The following is a 22,708-nucleotide window of genomic DNA, read 5'->3' as shown; positions in this document are numbered from 1 at the left end:
GCACGATCACGGCCACCGCCATTGATACATCTCAATTTTTGAATGTTTTATTCCGTCCGGATTAGACTTCGACTTCGACGGTGCCAATCGGATTGGAGCAACAGGCCAAGATGAAACCACCCTCGATGTCCTCATCGCTGATACCACCGGAATGCACCATATGCACCTCGCCAGACACTTTCTTGACCTTGCAGGTCCCACAAACGCCGAATGTACAGCCGGACGGAATATTCAACCCGGCCTCCTTGGCAACAGCCAGAACCGTATCCGTCTCAGAACACCAGGCCGACACGTTGGAGCGAGTAAAGACGATATGCGCCTTGGTGTCTTCCTGCGGGACCACGTCGTCGAACTCGGTGAGCTCTTCCTTGGTCTCGGCCGGAGCCTGGAAGCTTTCCTGATGATACCGGTCCATGTCGTAACCGAGCGCATTCAGGATCTCACGCACACCTTCCATGAACCCTTCAGGGCCGCAGCAATAGACGTCGCGTTCCAGATAGTCGTTGCACATCAAACCAAGCATCAGCTGGTTGAAGTAACCGCGATAGCCGGTCCAAACCTCGTAAGGGTCGCTTTGATTGACAACGAAATGCAACTGCAGACCGTTCGTCCGGCAGGCCATATATTCCAGACGCTTGCGGAAAATCAGCTCTGCCGGCCGGTTGGCGCACTGAATGAAGCAGATATCCGGCTCTTCACCGCGCTCGAACAACGTGCCCGCCATCGACATCATCGGCGTCACGCCAGATCCGGCGGAAATGAACAGGAATTTGCCGTCAGGATTAGGCGGCAAATGAAACAGGCCTGCAGGCCCAAAGGCCTTGATCTTCATGCCCGGGGCCAGGTGATCGAGCATCCAGCGCGTCCCGATGCTGCCTTCCTGGGCCTTCACCGTCACCGACAAATAGGCCTGTGTCACTGGTGAAGAGGAAATCGTATAGGTGCGTTGCACGTTCCCGCCAGGGACCGGCAGGTCAAGCGTGATGAACTGGCCTGCCTTGTAAACAAACCGGTTGCCGGATGGCGGGCGGAACGTGAAAGTCTTAACGTTTGGCGCCTCCGGCAAAACGTTGACGCATTCCAGCATCTCGGCATCGGTCCAGACAGGTGTGTCCTTGTCCGGCATCGGAATCATCGCCATGACTTACTCCGCCGCCACACGAAACCGGCGCACAAGGCCCTTTTCAAGGGTGCGGGCATACCAGTCGACAAACTGGATCACGCCGCTTTCCTGAACAGGCGAATATGGTCCGGGTTCATACGCAGGGGAATTGATACCGATCTGATTCTCTTCAACAATTTGCCGGTCTTCATCGTTGGTGTGCACCCAAACCTCGGTCAGCCGCTTCAAATCATAGTCAACGCCCTCTTGGGCATCCTTGTGCACCAGCCACGTCGTCGTGACCCGTGTTTCCATCGGCCCGACCGGAAGCACGCTAAACGTCAGAACACTGTCGGATAGGAAATGGTTCCACGTGTTCGGATAATGGAAAAACAGGCACGTCCCGGCATTGTCGAACGGGATCGACCCCACCCGGCGAGAAACTGCCGCCTTGCCGTCCATGGTGTAGCTCACCGCGTCCCCAAGGAACGGAATGCGGACGAACCGCCACTGCTCGTCGTCGTTGATCACATATTTGGCCGGCAAGCCGGATTTTTCGCAGCGATCAACATGAGCTAGGCCCACATTGGAACTGCTGGAATCGTCTCCGCCAACAAGATTTGGATCATCCGAAAAAGTCCGGCAGAGCGACGGGTGCGAACCGGAGCAGTGATAGCATTCGCGGTTGTTCTCAAGGACAAGCTTCCAGTTGGCCTTCTCCGTGATCGTCGACTGATGCGCCACCTTCAGATTGGAGAGGTCATGCGGACCAAGATATCGGGATGCTTGAGCCTTCAGGTCCGCGATGTCGGGTGCAACGTCGGCCAGGCAGATGAACACCATGCCTGACACATCGGCACAGTGGACCGGCTTCAACCCGTGATTTTCAGGCTTGAAGTCTTCGCCCATCTCCCGCGCCCACAGAAGCTTGCCGTCAAGCTCATAGGTCCACTGATGATAAGGGCAGACAAGTTTCGGCGAGCTTCCCTTGGATGCAGAACAAATCCGGCTGCCACGGTGCCGGCAGGAGTTGTGGAAGCTGCGGATCTGACCGTCCGCACCGCGCACAATGATGATTGAATAGGCGCCGATTTCGAGCGTCACGTAATTCCCGGTCTTCGGCAATTCCGCAGATGGGATCGCAAACACCCACTCCTTGTGCCAGATGTGCTTCATGTCCGCCTGGAACACATCCTCATCAGCATAGAAGGCTTGCGGCAGGGAATAACCGGGGGTCCGGGACATGAGAAGCGAAAGAATATCAGCGTCGCTGTGCATTCTGCATCATCCTGTAAAAGCCGTTTGTGGTGGCCATTGGTCTGGCGGATAATTGACGCGCAATTGTGATTTTACATAGCACAAAAACGGCATGATTTTATCCAAGTAAGACGTGCTGCAAATTCAGTCAGCTGTGCCGCTTTTCTAGATATCTTTCACTATCCTCAAAGCGTCATAGATTGCCGCATGTGTGTTACGGGCAGCGACCGCATCGCCGATCCGGTAGAGCGCAAAGGACCCGTCCGGATTCGCTCCTTGCGGCTGAGACCGGCCAAAGATCAAAGCATCCTGATCAACCGCACCGAGGTTGGTCGATTTCGGTTTCAGCTCAAAATAAAGCTCATCCATCGGAACGGTGCCGTGATTGACAACGATCTGATCAAACTCACGCTCCTCGGTGTGCGCCGAATAGTCCGTTCCGATCACAGCTGCCAATTGGTTGCCGGACCGGCGCACGCTTTTCAGGCGGTAGGTCACCGTGAAGCGCACATCCTTGTCCTGAAGCGCACGCATGTAAGGCACCAGGTTCATCGCCATGACATCGGGCGCAAAGGACCGGTCCGGGGTCATGATTTCAACATGTGCCCCTGATGCTGCAATCATCTCTGCCGCCTGCAAGGCTGGATGATCGCCGGCATCGTCATAGACCAGCACCCGCTTGCCGGGCTTGACGTCGCCCGCGATGATGTCCCAGGCCGACACCACCAAATCATTGCCTTCACCAAGCACATCCGTGTGCGGCAAACCTCCGGTCGCGATGATGACAGTATCCGGGTTTTCAGATTCAATATCAGGACCTTCCGCAAATCTGTTGAAGTGAAATATCACCCCACGATTGGAACACTGCTGCAGACGCCAATCGATGATTGAAATCATCTCCCGGCGGCGCTCGGACTGCGCCGTCAACCGGATTTGACCACCAGCATCGGGCGCTGCTTCAAAGACCGTGACGTCATGACCACGTTCACTGGCAACACGCGCTGCTTCCAATCCCGCAGGCCCAGCTCCCACAACAACGACCTTCTTTTTCTCATCTGCCGGCGGGATCTCATGCGGCATGGTCAGTTCCCGTCCTGTCGCCGCGTTGTGGATGCACAGCGCATCACCGGCCTGGTAGATCCGGTCCAGACAATAGGTCGCTCCGACGCAAGGACGAATATCGTCCTCGCGCTTCTCCGCAATCTTCCTCACAACCTGAGGGTCCGCCATATGGGCACGGGTCATGCCGACCATATCGAGCAGACCTTCCGCGATGGCGTGCCGCGCGGTGGCCACATCCGGGATTTTCGCCGCGTGAAAGGTCGGCAGTCCGATTTCCTTTTTGATCCGCCCGGCAAAATCAAGATGCGGCGCGTTGCGCATTCCTTGAACCGGAATAACGTCTGTCAGACCCGGGTCGGTATCGATATGCCCGCGGATCACATTCAAGAAGTCGATCTTGTCTGTTGCTTTTAAACGACGGGCAATCTCCAGTCCCTCGGCTTCGGTGATCCCGCCCTCAAGGTCTTCGTCAGCCGTGAACCGGATACCCACAATGAACTGATCGCCGACCCGCTCACGTACAGCATCGATCACTTCCATCGAAAACCGCATCCGGTTCTCCAGAGACCCGCCATAGGGACCGTCGAGTGTGTTGGTGACCGGGGACCAGAACTGATCCATCAGATGTCCATAGGCCTGCAGCTCAATGCCATCCATGCCGCCGTCTTTCATGCGCTCGGCAGCATCGGCATAATCTTGAACAATTCGGGCAATGTCCCAGTCTTCGACTTGTTTCGGAAAGGCCCGGTGAGCCGCTTCCCGTTCATGACTTGACGAAACAGCCGGCAGCCAGTCTCCCTTGTTCCAGTGGGTCCGCCGGCCAAGATGGGTCAGCTGGATCATCACCGCGCAGCCATGGTCATGACAAGCATCGGTCAGCCGTTTAACCCAGGGCACCACCTCGTCCTTATAGGCCAGGATATTGTTGAAGACCGGTGGGGAGTTGCGCGACACGGCAGCAGATCCGGCCGTCATAGTCAGGGCGACGCCGGCCTTGGCCCGGGTCTCGTGATAGGCACGGTAACGGTCCTTCGGCATCCCGTCTTCAGGATAGGCAGGTTCATGAGAGGTGATCATGATCCGGTTTTTCAAGGTCAGATGTTTTAGCTGATACGGCTGCAGCAACGGATCTTTCGACATGCCTCTCCCTCTTGTGCGCATGCCCGCGATGGTCGCGGAATACCTTCAGTAAAGGCCGCATAGGCTCCTTTGAAAAGCCGCAAAAACGACATTTATGTCGGATTTGAAAACATAGGTGTCAATTTTGCTTGTTTCTGCGGATTTGCACTGATAACGGATCTGAATGAACTCAGATCTGATCAGCAAAACATCGGGATGGCGCGGGTCGCGCGACATATGGGTCCAGGCGGCTTATGAAGCGCTTTTGGATGGCGGTATTGATGCGGTCAAAGTCATGCCCTTGAGCGACCGGCTCGGCCTGTCGCGCACCAGCTTTTACGGCCACTTTTACAATCGGCAGGATCTTCTGGATGCGTTGATCACGCTTTGGCAAACCAAAAACACCGGCAATCTCGTCCAACGGACCGAAGCCTACGCTGAGACCATCACGGAAGCGATGCTGAATATTTTCGATCTGTGGCTTTTGCCGGAGCTGTTCGATTCCCGCCTGGAATTTGCCATCCGCAACTGGGCGCACACCGACCCGCAGTTGGCAAAACTTCTGAACGAGGCCGATCAGGTGCGCGTCGAAGCTTTGGAAGCTCTGTTTTTGCGGTTTGGCGATGCGCCGCAATACGCAAATGTGCGCGCGAACACCGTTTATCAGACCCAGATCGGCTATATCTCGATGAAAGAGGACGGGCCGTCCGAACCGCTGGAACCGCGTCTGGGGCGCATGCCCCACTACGCGGAGATCTTCACCGGAAAACCCGTCTCAAACGCGGAAATCGCCCGCTTCCGCGCCCGGCATCCTATTGGGTACTAAATACTTCATTTCGGGGTAGTGAACTCTGGCGTCGAGGCGCTTCGTTTGCACCACGGGTCACATGCTTTTTGCTAGATAGTTCCCTTATGTAGAGCCAGCAGACACCGATCATTAGGAATGGCACGAATAAGGAGAACAGGATCATGGCATCACTACCTCTTAAACGAAGCAGCGCTTGAATATATGGAGCCAACAGCAGCATTCCGGCCAGAATCTGCAACAGCGCAGACCAACGGCTCTGAATACCTAGCGCAAGAAGCATTGCCGCAGACAACAGCAACCAATCGTAGAGAAGAAAGGACGGTGCAGCGATGCACATCAAAAAAACAACGATCGGCAATGCCTGTTTTTCGGGAAAGCTGCGAACTGAATACCAAACCAAAACTGAACAGCACAAAGTCACGAGCAACTGAAACACCAACTTAGTAGTACCTGATGCTCCAATTATGCTGAATGAATGGCGTATACCAATCATATATCCAATCATATTTTCAAATTGAACAACATGCGAACCATCAACCAGTGAAACAAAGAAAGCAGTCCAAACAATAAAGCCGTAAAACGCAACACTGAGCACAAACAAAAACAGTGTAGATACAGTCGCATAAGTAAGCGTTGTCCAACTTCTTGCAGAAATAAGAAAAAAGGGAATAAGCACACCTAGCTGCGGCTTAATTGTCGCGATTGCAAGCGCAATTGCGCTCAAGACAGGTCGGCGTTGATGATGGATCAAAGCGTAGATCACCAAAAAAATGATAATTGGCGAAATCTGAAGCACACTAAAGCTGAAGTAGGACCCGCAAGAAAATAGGGCAAAAACATATGGAGCCCCCCCTAATTTCAAGCGCAGAATATACACCAAGCCCAAAATTGCCGACAAATTGACAACGATAATGATCCCTCGTGCAACGGGATAAGGAAGATTGGCAAGCGGTTCAAAAAAAAGGAATGCATGTGGAGGATTTAGAAACAGCAACCCTTTGTTTTCATGAGAGAACGGTTCAGCAAAAACAACTGGATCATAAGCTGTAGCTGCAGCACCATTCAGGGCCAACTGCCCACCGCGATAAAATGCAGCAAAGTCCTCCGCCCCTATCTCACCGATGCCTTTATCAAACTCCAACAAGCCATGATCGACTCCGAACAAAAAAACCAGAGTCAAGATGCCCGCAAGAAGCCAAAAAGGGAAAAAAAACGGACCGCCTAACTGTTTACATAGTGGCCCTGTGTTGAGGAACGTGGGGTAACTTGTCCGCCACTGCGCGGCAATTGCCATAATATAGTTCATTGAAAAACTCTCAAAAAATGCAAGCTTGATTACAGCCAACACTTTTGAAAGTACGCAGTATTAGTAAAAATCACATAAACGCAAAAAGTGTAATTTATAAATACAATCGCTATAAATGCATCACCCCAGCAAAAACAACCTGATGATCCTACGCGTCCTTGTCAGCTTTCGGCTTTTCTGTAGCGACATAGGCCAGGGGCAAGGCGGTGGTGTTTTTGATTTGCTCCATCGCGAAGGTGGTCGAAACGTCGGAGATATCGATCTTGGCGATTAAGCGTTTGTAAAACGAGTCATAAGCTTCAATGTCCGGCACTGCGACGCGCAGGAGATAATCCACCTGCCCTGCCATGCGGTAAAACTCGACCACCTCGGGAAATTCCTGAATAACGTCTGCAAATTTCTTCAGCCAGTCTTCCGAGTGCTGGCTCGTGGTGATGGCGACAAAAGCCGTCACCTTTGCGTTGACCTTGGCCGGATCGAGCAGAGCCACCCGGCCCGTGATCACACCGTCTTCTTCCATCTTCTGGATGCGGCGCCAGCACGGAGTGGTCGACAGCCCAACCCGCCTGCCGATTTCGGCAACGGGCACGGTGCAGTCTTCCTGAAGAATGGAGAGAATACGGCGGTCTATGCGGTCGATCATGGTTTTGCCTGAGAAAACGCAGCGTCACCAAGCGTTGGGACGCCCCAAAATGACAGGATTCTTTTTGCCTGCCGGGTCCAGATCCCGCAATACCGTTCTACATGGGGGGAACGCAAGAGAAATTGAGATTTTTCTTCCAAAAGAGGAGCCGATTTGGCTTGAAACGGCACCCTCTCAGTGCAATTTCCACGGTCGAATAGAAATTTATTCGAATTTTGGAAGGAGACCGGCATGACACGTTTGCACCTTGGCACAAAAGCGATTGTGGCCGCTGCATGTGCTATCTTGTTTCAGGTCACAAGCCTGACCAGTGCCGCCCAGGCGCTGGACGCATCTCCTTTGGTCAGCGTCGAGTGGCTTGAGACCAATCAAGACGACGAAAACCTTCTGGTCCTAGACATTCGCTCCCCCCTCGCCAAGTCCGGTAAAGACGATTACCTGAAAGGCCATATTCCGGGAGCTGTCTGGAGCGAATATCCGGGTTTCTGGCGCACCTCGCGCGGCGATGTGACTGGCGTTCTGCCGTCGATTGAAAAGCTGGAGGCTTCGCTATCTGAGCTCGGCGTTCATGAAGATCGGACCGTCGTTCTGGTTCCGGCGGGAACATCTCACCTCGATTTTGGGGCTGCGACCCGGATCTATTGGACCTTCAAGTATCTCGGCCACGACAAAGTCGCCATTTTGGATGGTGGCCACAACGCGTGGGTAAAAGCCGGCAAGCCCCTTGAAACAGGAGAAGTCGTGCCGGAGGGTGACATGTTCATTGCCGAGCCACGTCCTGAGCTGCTGGTTTCGACCGACGATGTAGCGTCCCTCATTGGTGGGGATGCCGTTCTGCTCGACGGCCGGCCGCTGGCGCAGTTTGAAGGCGCAGAGAAGCACAAGGATGCAACCCGCTTCGGTCATTTGCCGGGCGCAACCCACTTCGACCAGGCAAAGTTCTACGACACTGAAAGCAACCAGTTGAAGCCGCAGGCAGCTTTGGCATCGCTGGCAGAGAATGCGGTTTCCGGCTCGGACACACCGGTCGTCTCGTACTGCAACACAGGTCACTGGGCCGCGACGAACTGGTTTGTATTGAGCGAGCTGCTCGGTCACGAGAATGTCGCCGTTTATGACGACAGCATGGTTGGTTGGAGCCAGCAAAAAGACCTGCCGATCTCAAGCCCGAAAACGGCAACGAACTAAGCTTTTCCCCTGGGGTTGGCATGGCATCCATAAATGTGCCGCCCCTCACCTTACGCCCGGCTCAACAGCCGGGCGATTTCTTTTTGAAGGACCGGCAAAAGCTCCGCTTCGAACCACGGGTTCTTTTTGAGCCATGCATTGTTGCGCCAGGACGGATGGGGCAACGGCAGCACAAGCGGACGGTCAGACTGTCCACTTTCTTGAAAGTAGGTCTCCCATGCAGCAACGGTCTCCGTCAAAGAGCCCTTGCGCGCCTTACCCAGATGGTAAGCCTGTGCATATTGCCCGATAACCAGGATCAATTCGATTTGCGGCATCGCTGCAAACACACGATCGTGCCAGACTTTTCGGCATTCCGGGCGCGGTGGCAAATCCCCTCCCTTGGCATCCAGGCCCGGGAAACAGAACCCCATCGGTACGATTGCCAGCAGGTCCGGGTCATAAAAGATATCTTCCCCAATCCCCATCCAGGATCGCAGACGATCTCCGGACGGGTCTGTAAAGGGTCGTCCGCTCTTGTGCACACGGGTCCCAGGTGCCTGGCCGCTAATGCAAATCCGCGCCGTCGAAGATGTTTGGAGAACCGGTCGAGGCTCATGCGGCAAGGGCGCCTTTTCCGGCTTCTCGACACAAATCCGGCACGCGCGCACTGCGTTAGAAACAGCTTCAATTTCTTCGATTTTTGTCAATTCAATCAATGCCTTAATTTTAGCGATCCGGTTAACCCTTTGCTTACCACAATTCTAGGGACGATCTTAAGGAATGGTGAGTCAAAACAAGGAAACAAGCATAATTGAAATAACCAATTGAACACCTTGGGCAGGCCGAATGGACACCGCCGCGTCAGTAAAAGACGACGACAGTCAGGCAATTGATCGGGATCGCGCGCGCCGCCGGCGCGAGATGGCCCGTTCGGCCGGAAATGTCCGCAGCCGTCTCGGCACATCCGACCGGCAGCACTCAACCTTTGAGCTGGAACGCCAGCATCTCTTCGCCGACACACGGATCAACGCGGCTTTTGCGGTTCCCCTTCTGGTGCTTATCGTCACCGCAATCTCTGTAATCTGGCTGAACCCGTTTTTTCTCGGCGCCTGGCTCATTGTCACGCTTTGCACGCATCTCTTGATGGTCGTCACGTGCCACTCTTATGAGCGCGCCCCGTCAGACCAAAAGGCCAGGATCTATTGGCGCCGCCGCTTCACCCTCGGCGACCTACTCTATGGATGCTCATGGGCGGTGTTCTTTCTCCTGCCGCGATCTGACAACGCGGGCGACGGTTTTGTGATCTTTCACTTTGCGACGCTCCTGATTGTCGTTGCAATGAACACCATGCAATCGGCAACGCTGCCGCGGTGCCTGTTGGCGAGTACCTTGCCAATGACGCTCATCGTCACGGCGAGCTTTTTGCAGCAGATCGACCCGATCCACTACACGCTGGCTGCCATGGCGATTGGCGCACAAGGCTTCTTCTTCATTCTTGGCAATCAGCTTTTGAAGAACGCCAATACGATGCTGGAGTACCGCGCCGAAAAGGACCATCTGATTGCCGAATTGGAAACGGCCAACGCCATGTCGGACGAAGCACGCCGCCGCGCCGAAGCTGCAAACGTCGCCAAGTCACGCTTCCTGGCGACGATGAGCCACGAACTCCGGACACCGCTCAATGCCATCCTTGGGTTTTCCGAAATCATGAAGGATGAGGTGCTCGGTCCGATGAAGAACGACACCTACAAGAGCTATTCCGCCGATATTCACGGCTCAGGCCAACACTTATTGAACCTGATCAATGAAATCCTAGATCTGTCGCGGATTGAAGCGGGCCGGCATGAGTTGCAGGAAGAATCGCTCTATCTGGAAGAGGTCGTGGAAGAATGCGGGTCGATGATGACCGTACGCGCCAACGCCAAGAACATCGTGCTGCATCACACCCATGAACCGGATATGCCGCGGGTGTGGGCCGACGAGCGCGCATTGCGTCAGGTCGTCCTCAAGCTCATTTCAAACGCGGTAAAGTTTACGCCGGTGGGCGGTGAAGTGCATATCAAGGTCGGCCGAACCAGCGACGATGGGCAATATGTTTCCATTACCGACACCGGCCCCGGCATTCCGGAAGACGAAATACCGACAGTGCTGGAAGCCTTTGGCCAGGGGTCTCATGCCATCAAGAGCGCGGAACCCGGCACAGGGCTCGGACTGTCAATCGTTCAGGCGCTCGTTGGAATGCATGACGGCAAATTCGTGATCAAATCCCAGCTGGGTGTCGGCACCGAGGCAATCATGTCCCTGCCCCGCGCCCGGGTGATGAACTATTCACCGGACGTCGTTTGGGCAGACACGGACAGCACCGACTTCGACCTTGAGAACGCGCGCAGCGCATAAGGCCGTGAGACGCCTTTCGTCACTCCGACTTTTCTGAAACACCGGCATCAGCGAAGGTTGCCATACCCGAATGAACCTCGGCCGCGGTCTTGATGATCCCGGCTGCCAACGCTGCTCCGCTACCTTCACCTAAACGCATGCCGAAATCGAACAGCGCATCTTTGCCCATATGGGACAGCGCTTTGGCATGGGCTTGTTCGGCAGAGACATGCGCAAACAGGCAATGATCCAGTCCTTCCGGGTCCATCGCGTAAACCACCGCAGCAGCAGCCGTTGCAACGAACCCATCCACCACCACGGGAACGCGCTGAAGGCGCGCGGCGATGATCAGTCCGGCCATGGCTGCGATTTCACGTCCGCCAACCTTGCGAAGCACTTCCAGCGGGTCTTTTTCGCCGTTCAGCCGGTTCACGGCCTTTTCAACGGCGTCACGTTTGCGCGCAAAACCTTCGTCGTCTACGCCGGTGCCACGGCCAATCCAGTCGGCAGCCGATCCGCCAAACAGGCCGTTCAAGACGGCTGCTGCAACGGTCGTGTTGCCGATACCCATTTCTCCGAGACAGATCAGATCGATACCGCCCGCCAGCGCTTCCATACCGTAAGCCATGGTGGCCGCGCAGTTGGCCTCATCCAACGCATCTTCCTGGGTGATGCTTGGTGTTGGCATATCAACGGCAAGATCAAACACCTTCAAGCCAATGTCGTTGATCCGGCAGATCTGATTGATAGCCGCCCCGCCAGCTGCGAAGTTTTCGACCATTTGCCGGTTCACCGCACTTGGAAATGCTGAAACGCCTTCGTCCGCAACGCCATGTGCCGTTGCAAAGATCCCGACCATCGGCCGGGTGATTTTCGGCGGGGCCTTGCCGGACCAGGCCGCAAGCCATTCCGCGATCTCTTCCAGACGGCCCAAAGACCCGGCGGGCTTGGTGAGTTCTGCATCCCGCGCCTTCACCTTCTGAAGCGCCTCTTCGTCCGGGCCAGGCATGGACTTGACCAGGTTGCGAATATCGTCGAAGGGCAGCGCGGTTTCGGACAGGGACATGGTGCTCACAGTTCCAATTGATGGGCGGAAAGTTAGGCCGCCTCTTGGTCTCTTCAAGAGGCCGTTCTATAACCGCCCCTTGATAAAACTCAAGCTCCGGACCGAACAGGATGCCGTCTGAAAACGACCAAAACACTGAAACTGCATCCGAAACAAAGCCCGAGTTTTCTTGGGATCAATCAACAGCAACGGCGTCATCTCTAGCGGTCCTGTTCGCTGATATGGCGGCCTGCGTCCGATTCTTTTCGCGCATGCCTCTACAGAAGCTCAACGCGGCCGATGATCCGGCAGCGCTTCCGGATTTTAGCCGGATCTCGAGAGCTGCTCCGCTCGCAGGTGCGTTTGTGGCGCTTCCGGCTGCCGGCCTGCTTCTGGTGCTTGAAGCAACCAGCCTCCCGCCACTTGTTGTCGCCGTGATGGCCGTAGCCGTCCTCACGATCGTGACCGGGGCCTTACATGAAGACGGCCTGAGCGATGTGGCTGACGGTTTTTTCGGAGGAGCCACGACCTCCAGGCGCCTCGACATCATGAAAGACAGCCGGATCGGAGCATTTGGCGCAATCGCACTTGTCTTTGTCATTTTTCTGAAAGTTGCTTTGATTGCAGCCCTGTTGGATCGGTTCGGAGCAGCGGACACCGCCTTGCTCATAGTGAGCGTAGAGGCCTTCAGCCGGTTCCTGATGGTATGGCAATGGCACCGATTGCCATTGGCCCGGCCCGACGGACTTGGCGCCCGGTTTGGCAAACCCTCTGACGCCGCCCTGCGCCAATGTGTTCTGGTTATGCTGGTACTTTTGCTCCCCGCCATTCTTGCTTTGCCGTTGCAGACCATCGCAGTTGGCATTGTGGTCGCCGTGTCTGCGGCTATGAGTGTGGCACAGGTGGCACTGTCCAAGATCAATGGAACAACCGGAGATGTCCTAGGGGCAATTCAGCAGATCAGCGGACTTGGATTCTTGACCGGAGTGCTTATGGTGGCCGTGTAACCAGGCGGTGATCCGGACCGAGCAAGAGGCGTGGCCGTTGATGTTGAGTATTTCAGTTCCCGCGCCGGCGAGACTTGCCCTGTCAGCACTGCTGGTCGCGCTTCTGGTCAGCGCTTGTGGCAGCCGGCCGACAACAGGTGCTCTTGCAATCAACACCGAACTTGCCGCCGGTGCGGAAGACCACGACATTCTCATCGTAACCACCCGTGAAAAAGACTCTGCGCCGGATACTTACTTCAACGGTGAACGTTCAAAAACAACCAACTATGCGCAAGCAACAATTTCCGTCCCGCCAACCCACAAGGCAGGTGCGGTCGAATGGCCGCGCGAACTTCCCGGCAATCCAGCCACTGATTTCGTAGCTCGAAAGGCTGGCTACATCGAAAATGAACAAGCGTTCTTGAAACAATTGAACGAGCAGCTCGCAAAACTTCCCAAGGGCAAACGGGACGTGATGTTGTTCATTCACGGTTACAATACGAGGTTTGTGGAGGGGCTTTATCGCTTCACACAGATCATCCACGATTCCAAAACACCCGTCGTGCCAGTTCTGTTCACGTGGGCTTCCCGTGGGCAACTCCAAGGGTATGTGTACGATCTCAACAGCGCCGCAATCGCCCGTGACAGCCTCGAACAAACGTTCCGTCTGCTAGAGAAAAGCAATGCCGATGACATCTCAATTCTAGCGCATTCCATGGGCAACTACTTGCTCATGGAAACCGCTCGGCAGATCCCAGAGGCCGACAGACAGCGCTTCAATCGTAAGGTCAACAGCGTCGTTCTTGCAGCTCCCGATATCGACATCGACCTTTTCAAATCCACCCTCCGGAAACTGGAAGGTGGGCCAGCCAAACCTTACGTGATTATTGTGTCTCGTGATGATCAGGCACTTCGGCTATCCAGGGCGATAGCCGGCGGGGTTGAGCGGGTCGGCGCCTATTCGGATGACGAAGAACTGGCGGAACTTGGGGCGATCGTCTTTGACGTGACCGAACTCGAAACAGGCGAAACATCCAGCCACAGCAAATTTGCAGCGTTGGCTGAGTACTCTCCAGAGTTACGCGATGCCTTGCTGAAAAGTGGTCTCACAAGCGAGACGAGCGCCACAGGTCCCAAGAATTTTGGTGACGATCTCGGCAGCTTTGTCGGGACAACCACTCAGGCTGCTGTCACGCTGCCTATCAAAATCATAGCTGCACCATTTACACTGGCGACAGGTGGATTCTAGGAGTTGAGAATTGTGAAATTCTTGAAAGAAGCATTGGCAGCACCATCTGCAAACGCCATATGAGAATTATGAAATCACCTTGCATCAAAATCTGTCAGATCGACCAGGTCAGCCGCCTGTGCACCGGATGTTTCCGGACGCTTGATGAAATTGCGTCTTGGAGCACCTATGACGACACCCGGCGGCAAGCGATCATGGACAGCTTGGACACCCGGCGCATGCGTTTTTCTGCCGGAGAAGCGGCGCTCACGTGAACGGGCGCGGACAGTACCGGGGCTTTGCACTTGTCATCCTGATCACGGTGATGGCGGCCGCAGTCTTCTATTTCTTCTTTGGCGATCCGACAGACCCGGAAAACCTCAATTTCGACGACACCGGACCGCGGGTTGTCGCTCTCTCGACTCTTGCCTTTGTCTTCCTGGCCAGCTTCATTTTTGGACAGCCGAAAGTGCGCGACATCATTCAAGGAACGCTCTTCTGGGGCGGTTTGTGTGCCTTGCTGGTGGTCGGCTACACCTACCGGACTGATCTGGTGCAGGCCGGTTACCGGGTCCTTGGCTCTTTGGCGCCGGGTATGGCGGTCACCCAGGCTGACGGCTCGATCCTGATCGTACGGGACGCTGGTGGGCATTTCGTGGTCGACGGCCGCGCCAATGGCCGGAAAACAAGCTTTCTGCTCGATACAGGCGCGAGCGCCGTTGTCCTCACATATCAAGATGCGGCCAGGGCCGGAATTCCGGAACGCGATCTGTCGTTCACCGTGCCTGTTGCAACAGCCAACGGGCGGACACTTGTTGCCCCGATCCGGATCGACAATTTGACGATCGGTGATCACACTTTGCGCAATGTCCGGGCGTTTGTCGCGCGGGACGGCTCACTCGGTCAAAGCCTGCTCGGCATGACGGCGCTCGACCGCCTCAGAAGCTGGCGCATTGAGGGCGACCGGCTGATCATGAATCCATAGAAGATAGCCAAAGGCTACTCGGCTGCATCCACTTCGAAATTCGTGGGGCTGACGGCTTCGAGTGCCTTTTCGACCACCTCAAGGCCTGCGCCCGGTTTGATGGCTTCCACTGTCAGGATACGGCGCCAGGAACGCGCACCCGGCCGGCCATGGAACAATCCAAGCATATGCCGGGTCATGTGCGCCAGTTTCACGCCTTTGGACAACTGATCGTCCAAATAGGTCATATGCCCCCGCACCGCATCCCACGGCGTGACGGTCTTGGTCTCTGCGCCATAAAGGCGGGCGTCGACTTCGCCCAAGATTTCGGGTGAATGATACGCGGCCCGGCCATACATCAGGCCATCCAGCGTCTTGAGATAAGGCTCACCCTGATCGAGGGTATCGAGACCACCGTTGAGCCCAATGAACTTGTCCGGAAGACGCTGTTTCAAGCGCACCACCCGGTCGTAATCCAGGGGCGGAATGTCGCGGTTTTCCTTCGGGCTCAGGCCTTGAAGCCAGGCCTTCCGGGCATGCACCCAGAGCGCATCAGATCCGGCGGCGAAGGTCAGATCTGCCATTGCATCCAGCGCGGGTTCCGGGTCCTGATCATCAACGCCAATCCGGCATTTGACGGTCACGGGAATTGCGACCGCAGCCTTCATTGCAGCAACGCAATCTGCAACAAGCTGCGGCTCTTCCATCAGGCACGCCCCGAACCGCCCGGACTGAACCCGGTCGGACGGGCAGCCGACATTGATGTTGACCTCGTCATAGCCGAAGTCTTCGACGATCTTAGCTGCCTCAGACATCGCCTTTGGATCAGAGCCACCAAGCTGGCAGGCAATCGGATGTTCCAGATCGGAAAACCCCAGAATATGCTGCCGGTCGCCATGAATGACCGCGCCGGTTGTGACCATCTCGGTGTACAGCAGCGCATGCGCCGACAATTGCCGGTGGAAGGCACGGCAATGACGGTCGGTCCACTCCATCATCGGTGCAACCGCAAATTGCGGTTTATGGTACTTATTTTTTCCTTTTATATCATACACTTACATTCACCCGGCGATCACAGAATTTTCACAAAACCACAAAAACACCACCCAGAGTAGGCAAGATACACCAAATCAGTACACCATTTTCCAATGGTGTAGTCCTAGTGTTATTTCAGTTTTGAAAACGCCAACAAGACATCCAAAACGTATAGGGCTTTAAATCGCCATATACGGCAATGTGCTCCGAGAATGAAGCCTAAATTCTCTATGCAAACCTAGCACGAAGCTGGCATTACATGACCAGCAGAATGCCGGACAGTGGCTTAGTTGAAATATCGCTCTCTACGAGACATTGCATTTTTGAGATCTTTGGGTACCAAAAATGGTTGAAGGTCATTTTTTGATTGACGCATCAACCACGCTGGAGACTGACCGCATGTAGCAACTTTCAAATGGAATGGCGAATATTTGAAAACGTTTTGCGATGGCAGAGTCGTTTGCCATGCACTGAGCATGGTTATCTAACACAAAATGTCTAATCTGAATTGCCGCGAATGTCGCTGAACAGGTATTTTACTGCGTAGGCAGCTAAACCTATGACCTGCCCTAAATTTTGGACCAACAAGGCGGGCAAAAGCCATTCATACTGCGTGAAATCTAGCTCTCCTTTACCCACTTTCCAAAGAAGTACCGATTGAAAAATGATCATCCCGCCGACAGCCGCCATTAAGAACCATGACCATTTTCCTTTGTGCCAGTAGTGGTCCTTTATCCCCTGCAGGTGGGCATATTGAACTTGTGCATCAATTGATAAGTTTCGAAAGCGTATTAAGTAATCTCGCTCGGAGCCTGAAACCCTTGAATGACCTTGCCCAGAAGGTAAACGTATCCCCCTAAGTACTTCCTGCGACTTAGGGGAAGCGTGATCGCTATCTTCTTCGGTCTCAGACATTTCTCAGGCGAAATTCCATCATCGTACGAGATACTCCAAAACTGCTTGCTAGAGCGCTAATTGGCGCGCCCTTTACAGGCTTCAGTAAGCGCTCTGGAACTAGCAGACATGCTGCGAACTTATTCGCCTCTTTCTCCATCGGATCATCGCGATTGGGAGAATGAAAACGAGGTAAAACAGGATACTTATCCGGGTTCTTCAGAAAAAAATCTCTATGAAGAACCCAATGGCCAAATTCATGAGCCATTGTAAACGCTTGCCGCTCTGTTGAATCGTCCTGATTTACATATATGCGAGCATTCTCGAAATCGCAGAGGCCGGATACCTTTTCCGCATTCGCCCCAAAGTCTGCAAATATGACGTTCACGCCGTTGCTCTCAGCAATTTCATATACAGGAACCGGGGGTGACGAAATTAGTTTCGTTAACCTCTCTGCCTCCTTCTCAGCATGCGACCAACGTGGTCGTAACAGCGTAGTCATTACTGCCACCTCGCAATTGCTGCCTTGCGCGCGATATCGCAACGTTCCTGGCTGGTAAGTCTTTCCAAACGGGCTTCAGCTCCGGCCTCTTCAGACCGGACTCGGTCAGGCTTTTCTTGAATTTCGCTGTTTGCGAAACACGTCACCATAACTGCGTTGTCGATCACATCAACGGGACGCTTTTCACCTCTCGGCCGTTCAGGCATCTTCGAGTCTCCGTTCGAATCTTTAATCGAACGCCTCCCCAGACTTTAACTAAGGAGACGGTACACAACAGGAACAAATTACGCAAACATTCGCTTTGCGCTTGTCGTCTCATTATCGAGGATCAGTGGTTAACACAGATTTAGATAACTGGAGAGCCGTATTCAAGATTGATCAAATTTCAAACTAAGACACCGCCCGCATTTCTGGCAAAGAGTTGTATCTGCGCTTCACACATTCAAACTAGAATTGCGCGGCCTAAACGGCTAACAACAGCCTTCGCACACTCAGTTAAAGTTACCAGCAGTAACACCCGCGCATCATATACAGGCTAATTGCTACACCAAATCGCTACACCAAAATTGTTACGCCATTGTTTTTCTTACGGTTTTTAGGAAAAACTGCCCAATCCATCATCGGCGCAACGGCGAAGCGTGGCTGATGAGCGGTATAAAGGCGATCACGGGTTGTCATGGCGCCTCCATATCACTTGGCCGCGTCGAACGCAAAGTGGCGAATTCTGCGGATCTTTTCCTCTAACTGGACCCCGCATTCGCAGGCTTTCCGCCGGCTCGCCAATCCTCAAGCAGAGGCATGAACCGCCATTTCGCCCTTCAATGAGAAATAACTTATTTTCCAATAAATTAGAGCCCTTCGGATCATGCAATGATATCACACTCCGTCCCACATTCGGCTTGCCGTTGACAAGCTTCAGTGATTTATTGGCGCTCTTTTTTCGGAGTATTTCATGAGTTCGGCAGCCTATATACCACGGTCAAATGCCCGGGCCGGAATCATCCTGATATGTGCCGGGGTCATTTGTCTTTGCATCAGCGACGCGATTGCCAAGGCCTTGTCCGCCAATTACCCCGTCTTGCAGATCCTCTTCCTGAGGAACCTGATCGCTCTGCCGATTGTTGTGGCCTTGATTTGGAAGCTGGCGGGGCCTTCCGCGCTAAAGTCGCACAAACCGGTCGCTCACTTGGTCCGCGGCGGTGTCTGGGTGCTGGCGGCCATGACGTTTTTTACCAGCTTCCGGTATCTGGGTCTGGCCGAAGCGACGACCCTCGTGTTCATCGCACCCATTTTCATCACTGCGATTTCGGCCTTGTTTTTGAACGAGCAAGTAGGCTGGCGCCGTTGGTCCGCCGTGATGGTCGGGTTTATCGGTGTCTTGGTCGTCGTCCGGCCAGGTGCGAGCGCTTTTCAGCCAGCCCTGCTTCTGCCGCTTGCAACGGCCTTTCTCTATGCCGTCTTGATGCTGAGCGCCCGGTTGGTCGATGAGCGCGAAAGCGTCTGGACATTGATGCTTTATCTGGTTGGCTCCGGCGGGTTGATCAGTGCGTTGACCATGCCGTTCCTATGGGTGCCGCCGCGGGCAGAAGATGCCCTTTTGTTTCTCGGCATTGCAGCTTTCGGAACGGCGGGTGTGACCATGCTCACCCAGGCCTTTCGCGTTGCCCCCGCGTCCACGATCGCGCCGTTTGAATACACGTCCCTATTGTGGGCGACCTTGCTTGGCTGGATGTTTTGGCGGGAGATCCCGGATACCTGGACTTATATCGGCGCGGCGATCATCATCGCCAGCGGGATCTTCATCGTGCTGCGGGAAAGCAGGTCGCAGCCTTAGGTCTGTCTGTGCCCCATTTTCAAAAAGGCCGGGATCTCTCCCGGCCTCTAAGCTTTATACGCGCTGCGTGAAGGTAGTTTCCTTGACCAAGGTGGCATAGTCCTTGGCGAGATCGAGGAACGTATTGTAGCTCTTTTGAACTTCCGCAAAGCGCGGATTCGCTTCCGCGTTTTCCGCCATGACTTCTGCAACAGCCGTCTTGAGTGCCGCGATCACATCACCAGGGAAAGCACCAAACGTGACACCGTCTTCCTGGAGACTCTTCAAGGACAGAGCATTATAATAGTCAAACTGCGCAGTCGTCTCGACGGAAGCCGCAGCGGCGGCATTCTCAATCACTGCCTGAAGATGTGCCGGAAGACTGTCATAAGCGTCCTTGTTGACGACAATCTCAAGGGCCGCGGACGGCTCGTGGAAGGCCGGGACATAGCAGTATTTGGCAACCTTTTGCAGACCGAACGCCTGATCGAGCAGCGGACCAACCCACTCTGCTGCATCAATCGCACCGGACTGGAAGGACGGGAAGATTTCCGGAGGCGGCAGGAGAACCGCATTGACGCCGATCTTGCGCATGGCTTCGCCGCCAAGACCTGCAATCCGCATGTTCAAACCGGCAAGGTCTTCAAGGCTGTTGACCGGGTTCTTGAACCAGCCCGCTGCCTGGACACCGGAACTGCCGGAGTAGAAAGGCTTGAGGCCACGCTCGGCGTAGATCTCGTCCCAAAGCTGCTGGCCGCCGCCGTACTGAAGCCAGGCTGTCGTTTCAACCGCCGTCATGCCAAAAGGCACGGCAGAAAAGAAGTGAAGGGCCGAGTTCTTGGAAGCCGCATAATACGGGGTGGAATGGCCGATCTCGGCCGTACCCTGCTCCACGGCGTCTTCAACGCCAAAGGGCGGTACCAGTTCGCCGCCGGAGAAGACTTTCAGCGTCAACTGACCATCCGACATAGCGTTGACGCGGGCGGCGAACGTCGTGGCATTTGTTCCAACGCCCGGCGCCTTGGCCGGAAACGACGTTGGCATTTTCCACTCGATCTTGCCCTGCGCGATCGCTGGTGCTGCAAGCATTGTGGCCGGTGCCGCAACGGCCCCAGCCTTTAGGAAATCACGTCTTTTCATGGAAAGTCTCCCTCAGATGATTTCTATTTAAACAAGACTTCCGGCAGCCAGGTGGCCAGAGCCGGAATAGCGGCCACAAGGGCCAGAGCAAACAACTGCAAGCCAACGAACGGAAGGACCGAAACATAAATGTCCCGTGTCCTGATCGTATCGGGCGCAACCGATCTGAAATAGAACAAGGCAAAGCCGAAGGGCGGCGTCAAGAACGATGTTTGCAAGTTGAGCGCAATCAGAACGGCGAACCAGACCGGACTGATGTCCGTCTGCAGGATGATTGGCCCAACAATCGGCACAACAATGAAAATGATCTCGACGAATTCCAGTATGAAACCGAGCAGGAAGATCACGAGCATCGTGAGGAGCAGCATGCCATAAGCGCCGCCCGGCAGTGATTGCAGCAACTCGGAGACATGTTCGTCGCCATTAAAGCCTCGGAAAACCAGGGAGAGGATACTTGCGGCAATAACAATGCCGAAAATCATGCCAGTGATGATGACTGTCTCGCTGAGGGCGGAACCCAAGACATCGCGGCGCGGCAAAGCCATCACGACCGCGGCAAGCAGCGCGCCGAGCACAACAACCGCCCCGACTGCGATCAGTGTCGGAAGCGTCCAGGCGATCTTGCCGCCGGCAAACTCCAGACCGAACAGTCCGCTTTGCCGAAGGATCAGGAGTAAAACTGCGAGAGCTGCACAGGCACATGCCGTCCAAAATGCGCGAGCCCCCTGCCCGGCCGCAGCAATTACCAATGCACCGGCAACGCCGACGCCAGCCGCCTCCGTCGGAGTTGCAACCCCGATCAAAATGCTGCCCAGCACAGCAATGATGAGACCGAGTGTCGGCGCGATGTTCTTTAAAAGCTCCGAAAGCGAGGATTTCGGTGAATCTGCAGCCTCTTCGGTCTCCGACGCTTTGCCGCGCAGATTGAAAAACACGTAGCCGGAGTAAAGCGCCACCAGCAGAAGCCCCGGCAACAGCGCACCGGCGAACAGATCACCAACGGTGACCGGGTCAGGCGCGAAATTGCCAGCTTCCTGTTGCGCCTCGAAATAGGCGTTGGAAATCTGATCGCCAAGCAAAATCAGAACGATTGACGGAGGGATGATCTGACCAAGCGTTCCGCTGGCGCAAATCAAACCGCTGCTCATATGCTTGTTGATCCCTGCCTTCAAAAGCGCAGGCAGCGTGATCGTTCCAAGCATGACAATCGTCGCACCGATTATGCCAGTTGAGGCCGCGATCAGCGCGCTGACCAGAACAACCGCCAGAGCGAGCGCGGACTGATTGCCGCCGAGCGCGGCGGTCAGGCTTTTCAGCATTTTTTCCGCTTGCTGGGATTTCTCCAGCAACAGACCCATCAACACGAACAATGGAACCGCAAGCAGGAGCGGATTGGTCATCACACCGAAGACACGCTGCGGCACGGCCTGGAAATAACCGAGATCAAATTGTCCGGCAGATGCGGCGATCAAGGCAACGAGCGTCGGTGCGCCCGCGATTGCCAATAGGACCGGAACGCCGGAAAGGATCCCGGCAAAGACGGCCAGAGCCAGAACTACAAGCCAGAGAAGATCGGGATTCATGAAACGCTCCGGCGGACAACGCCAACAAGTCTTGTGAGCACAATCAAGAGGATCAATGCGGGAAGGATAACGAGACAGGTCTTAACGACAAAAAGACCCGGGAGACCGCCGGTTTCCTGGGAGCCTTCCAGAATGAGCCAGGAGCTTTTGACAAGCGGATACGCCGCCCACAGCATCAGCCCAAAGACTGGAAGTGCAAACAACAGATCCCCTGCTCGGTCAATGCTTTGGTTGACGCGTTCCGACCAGGTCTGGCGGAAAACATCCACCCGCACGTGACGGTCCCGGTCAAAGGTCACAGCGACGGACAGTGCAACCAGCGCCGCAAACGAATAACTGACAGCATCTTGAAGTTCGACAAAGCCGACACCGAGCAAATACCGCATCAGCACCATGGCGAGTTGGCCGGCGAAAACGATGACGGCGAGCCCCATGCACAGCCAGCGCACCGCTTGTAACAAGTTTTGCATGAAAATTCCGAACTACAACACGTGATTCCGACCATGTTGTAACGGCTCAGCCTGTGATCCCGCAATAGCCCGTCCCGGTTATCGGCGGTACCAGCGTTTTCGCTTTTTGGTGATCGGTGAAACAAACCGAACAATTGCCGGCACTACAGGCGCGCACGAAAAACGAAACATACAGATATTGCAAACGAACGTTCGTTCGTTTAAA

23 protein-coding genes are annotated in these 22,708 nt (G+C 54.8%); 8 read left to right on the top strand and 15 right to left on the bottom strand.

Translation table 11 applies throughout. The features are described 5' to 3' along the window. Positions 1-61 precede the first annotated feature (61 nt). The 3 genes from ACVDG4_RS01765 to ACVDG4_RS01755 all read right to left on the bottom strand — a co-directional run bounded on the left by ACVDG4_RS01765 (position 62) and on the right by ACVDG4_RS01755 (position 4,561). On the bottom strand, positions 62-1,141 hold the full coding sequence (locus ACVDG4_RS01765) for an FAD-binding oxidoreductase (RefSeq protein WP_447233802.1): 1,080 nt from the start codon (positions 1,139-1,141) through the stop codon (positions 62-64). Positions 1,142-1,144: 3 nt separating this feature from the next. After that, positions 1,145-2,380, bottom strand: coding sequence for an aromatic ring-hydroxylating oxygenase subunit alpha (locus ACVDG4_RS01760; protein ID WP_447233801.1), 1,236 nt, complete (start codon positions 2,378-2,380; stop codon positions 1,145-1,147). Positions 2,381-2,524: 144 nt separating this feature from the next. Continuing rightward, positions 2,525-4,561: an oxidoreductase gene (locus tag ACVDG4_RS01755; protein ID WP_447233800.1), complete on the bottom strand. Its 2,037-nt coding sequence runs from the start codon at positions 4,559-4,561 to the stop codon at positions 2,525-2,527. 163 nt (positions 4,562-4,724) lie between these two features. Between ACVDG4_RS01755 and ACVDG4_RS01750 the strand changes: the two genes are divergently transcribed. Further along, positions 4,725-5,366, top strand: coding sequence for a TetR/AcrR family transcriptional regulator (locus ACVDG4_RS01750; RefSeq protein ID WP_447233799.1), 642 nt, complete (start codon positions 4,725-4,727; stop codon positions 5,364-5,366). Here the strand turns inward: ACVDG4_RS01750 and ACVDG4_RS01745 are convergent. Together ACVDG4_RS01745 and ACVDG4_RS01740 are read right to left on the bottom strand one after the other, a co-directional pair. Continuing rightward, positions 5,353-6,654 carry a glycosyltransferase family 87 protein gene (locus ACVDG4_RS01745; protein WP_447233798.1) on the bottom strand — a complete coding sequence of 434 codons (1,302 nt, stop codon included), beginning with the start codon at positions 6,652-6,654 and terminating at the stop codon, positions 5,353-5,355. The two genes, ACVDG4_RS01750 and ACVDG4_RS01745, sit on opposite strands and share 14 nt — an antisense overlap. 148 nt (positions 6,655-6,802) lie before the next feature. Beyond that, positions 6,803-7,294, bottom strand: a complete 492-nt coding sequence (locus ACVDG4_RS01740) for an Lrp/AsnC family transcriptional regulator (protein WP_209178775.1) — start codon at positions 7,292-7,294, stop codon at positions 6,803-6,805. A gap of 234 nt (positions 7,295-7,528) precedes the next feature. On the opposite strand from ACVDG4_RS01740, the gene ACVDG4_RS01735 reads away from it, so the two are divergent. After that, positions 7,529-8,485: a sulfurtransferase gene (locus ACVDG4_RS01735; protein WP_409688342.1), complete on the top strand. Its 957-nt coding sequence runs from the start codon at positions 7,529-7,531 to the stop codon at positions 8,483-8,485. Between the two features lie 50 nt (positions 8,486-8,535). On the opposite strand, the gene ACVDG4_RS01730 is transcribed toward ACVDG4_RS01735, so the two are convergent. Next, on the bottom strand, positions 8,536-9,183 hold the full coding sequence (locus ACVDG4_RS01730; RefSeq protein ID WP_409688345.1) for a uracil-DNA glycosylase family protein: 648 nt from the start codon (positions 9,181-9,183) through the stop codon (positions 8,536-8,538). Positions 9,184-9,313: 130 nt separating this feature from the next. On the opposite strand from ACVDG4_RS01730, the gene ACVDG4_RS01725 reads away from it, so the two are divergent. Beyond that, positions 9,314-10,864 (top strand): sensor histidine kinase, encoded by a 1,551-nt coding sequence (locus ACVDG4_RS01725; protein ID WP_447233797.1) that lies wholly within the window; start codon positions 9,314-9,316, stop codon positions 10,862-10,864. Between the two features lie 19 nt (positions 10,865-10,883). On the opposite strand, the gene cobT is transcribed toward ACVDG4_RS01725, so the two are convergent. Beyond that, complete coding sequence (cobT, locus tag ACVDG4_RS01720) at positions 10,884-11,909, bottom strand: nicotinate-nucleotide--dimethylbenzimidazole phosphoribosyltransferase (RefSeq protein WP_447233796.1); 1,026 nt, start codon at positions 11,907-11,909, stop codon at positions 10,884-10,886. Positions 11,910-12,160: 251 nt separating this feature from the next. Between cobT and ACVDG4_RS01715 the strand changes: the two genes are divergently transcribed. The 4 genes from ACVDG4_RS01715 to ACVDG4_RS01700 all read left to right on the top strand — a co-directional run bounded on the left by ACVDG4_RS01715 (position 12,161) and on the right by ACVDG4_RS01700 (position 15,087). Beyond that, on the top strand, positions 12,161-12,895 hold the full coding sequence (locus tag ACVDG4_RS01715) for an adenosylcobinamide-GDP ribazoletransferase (RefSeq protein ID WP_447233795.1): 735 nt from the start codon (positions 12,161-12,163) through the stop codon (positions 12,893-12,895). 40 nt (positions 12,896-12,935) lie between these two features. Then, a complete protein-coding gene (locus ACVDG4_RS01710) occupies positions 12,936-14,123 on the top strand; it encodes an alpha/beta hydrolase (protein WP_306148486.1) in 1,188 nt (395 codons plus the stop codon). 68 nt (positions 14,124-14,191) lie between these two features. Next, a complete protein-coding gene (locus ACVDG4_RS01705; RefSeq protein ID WP_371932268.1) occupies positions 14,192-14,377 on the top strand; it encodes a DUF1289 domain-containing protein in 186 nt (61 codons plus the stop codon). Further along, a complete protein-coding gene (locus ACVDG4_RS01700; protein WP_133947014.1) occupies positions 14,374-15,087 on the top strand; it encodes a retropepsin-like aspartic protease family protein in 714 nt (237 codons plus the stop codon). The genes ACVDG4_RS01705 and ACVDG4_RS01700 overlap by 4 nt, the downstream gene beginning before the upstream one ends. 14 nt (positions 15,088-15,101) lie before the next feature. Here ACVDG4_RS01700 and dusA read toward each other — a convergent pair whose 3' ends face one another. The 5 genes from dusA to ACVDG4_RS01675 form a co-directional block, all read right to left on the bottom strand. Further along, positions 15,102-16,064, bottom strand: coding sequence for a tRNA dihydrouridine(20/20a) synthase DusA (dusA, locus tag ACVDG4_RS01695; protein WP_447233794.1), 963 nt, complete (start codon positions 16,062-16,064; stop codon positions 15,102-15,104). Positions 16,065-16,599: 535 nt separating this feature from the next. Beyond that, positions 16,600-17,016, bottom strand: coding sequence for a hypothetical protein (locus ACVDG4_RS01690; protein ID WP_447233793.1), 417 nt, complete (start codon positions 17,014-17,016; stop codon positions 16,600-16,602). Further along, positions 17,009-17,497, bottom strand: coding sequence for an ImmA/IrrE family metallo-endopeptidase (locus tag ACVDG4_RS01685; protein ID WP_447233792.1), 489 nt, complete (start codon positions 17,495-17,497; stop codon positions 17,009-17,011). Before ACVDG4_RS01685 ends, ACVDG4_RS01690 begins: the two co-directional genes overlap by 8 nt. Continuing rightward, entirely contained in the window at positions 17,497-17,703 is a 207-nt protein-coding gene (locus ACVDG4_RS01680) for an RNA-binding protein (RefSeq protein ID WP_447233791.1), read from the bottom strand. Before ACVDG4_RS01680 ends, ACVDG4_RS01685 begins: the two co-directional genes overlap by 1 nt. 349 nt (positions 17,704-18,052) lie before the next feature. Then, positions 18,053-18,175, bottom strand: coding sequence for a hypothetical protein (locus ACVDG4_RS01675; protein WP_447233790.1), 123 nt, complete (start codon positions 18,173-18,175; stop codon positions 18,053-18,055). Positions 18,176-18,422: 247 nt separating this feature from the next. Between ACVDG4_RS01675 and ACVDG4_RS01670 the strand changes: the two genes are divergently transcribed. Further along, entirely contained in the window at positions 18,423-19,331 is a 909-nt protein-coding gene (locus tag ACVDG4_RS01670; RefSeq protein WP_447235071.1) for a DMT family transporter, read from the top strand. Positions 19,332-19,385: 54 nt separating this feature from the next. Here ACVDG4_RS01670 and ACVDG4_RS01665 read toward each other — a convergent pair whose 3' ends face one another. From ACVDG4_RS01665 to ACVDG4_RS01655, 3 genes are read right to left on the bottom strand one after another with little or no spacing between them, the layout of a single operon-like run. After that, complete coding sequence (locus ACVDG4_RS01665) at positions 19,386-20,450, bottom strand: TRAP transporter substrate-binding protein (protein WP_447233789.1); 1,065 nt, start codon at positions 20,448-20,450, stop codon at positions 19,386-19,388. A 23-nt stretch (positions 20,451-20,473) separates the two neighbouring features. Continuing rightward, entirely contained in the window at positions 20,474-22,033 is a 1,560-nt protein-coding gene (locus ACVDG4_RS01660) for a TRAP transporter large permease (RefSeq protein ID WP_447233788.1), read from the bottom strand. Continuing rightward, positions 22,030-22,503, bottom strand: coding sequence for a TRAP transporter small permease subunit (locus ACVDG4_RS01655; protein ID WP_306148481.1), 474 nt, complete (start codon positions 22,501-22,503; stop codon positions 22,030-22,032). The genes ACVDG4_RS01660 and ACVDG4_RS01655 overlap by 4 nt, the downstream gene beginning before the upstream one ends. Between the last annotated feature and the right edge of the window lie 205 nt (positions 22,504-22,708).

Source organism: Roseibium sp. MB-4 (assembly GCF_053005265.1).
This window is presented reverse-complemented; position numbering and strand designations above follow the sequence as displayed.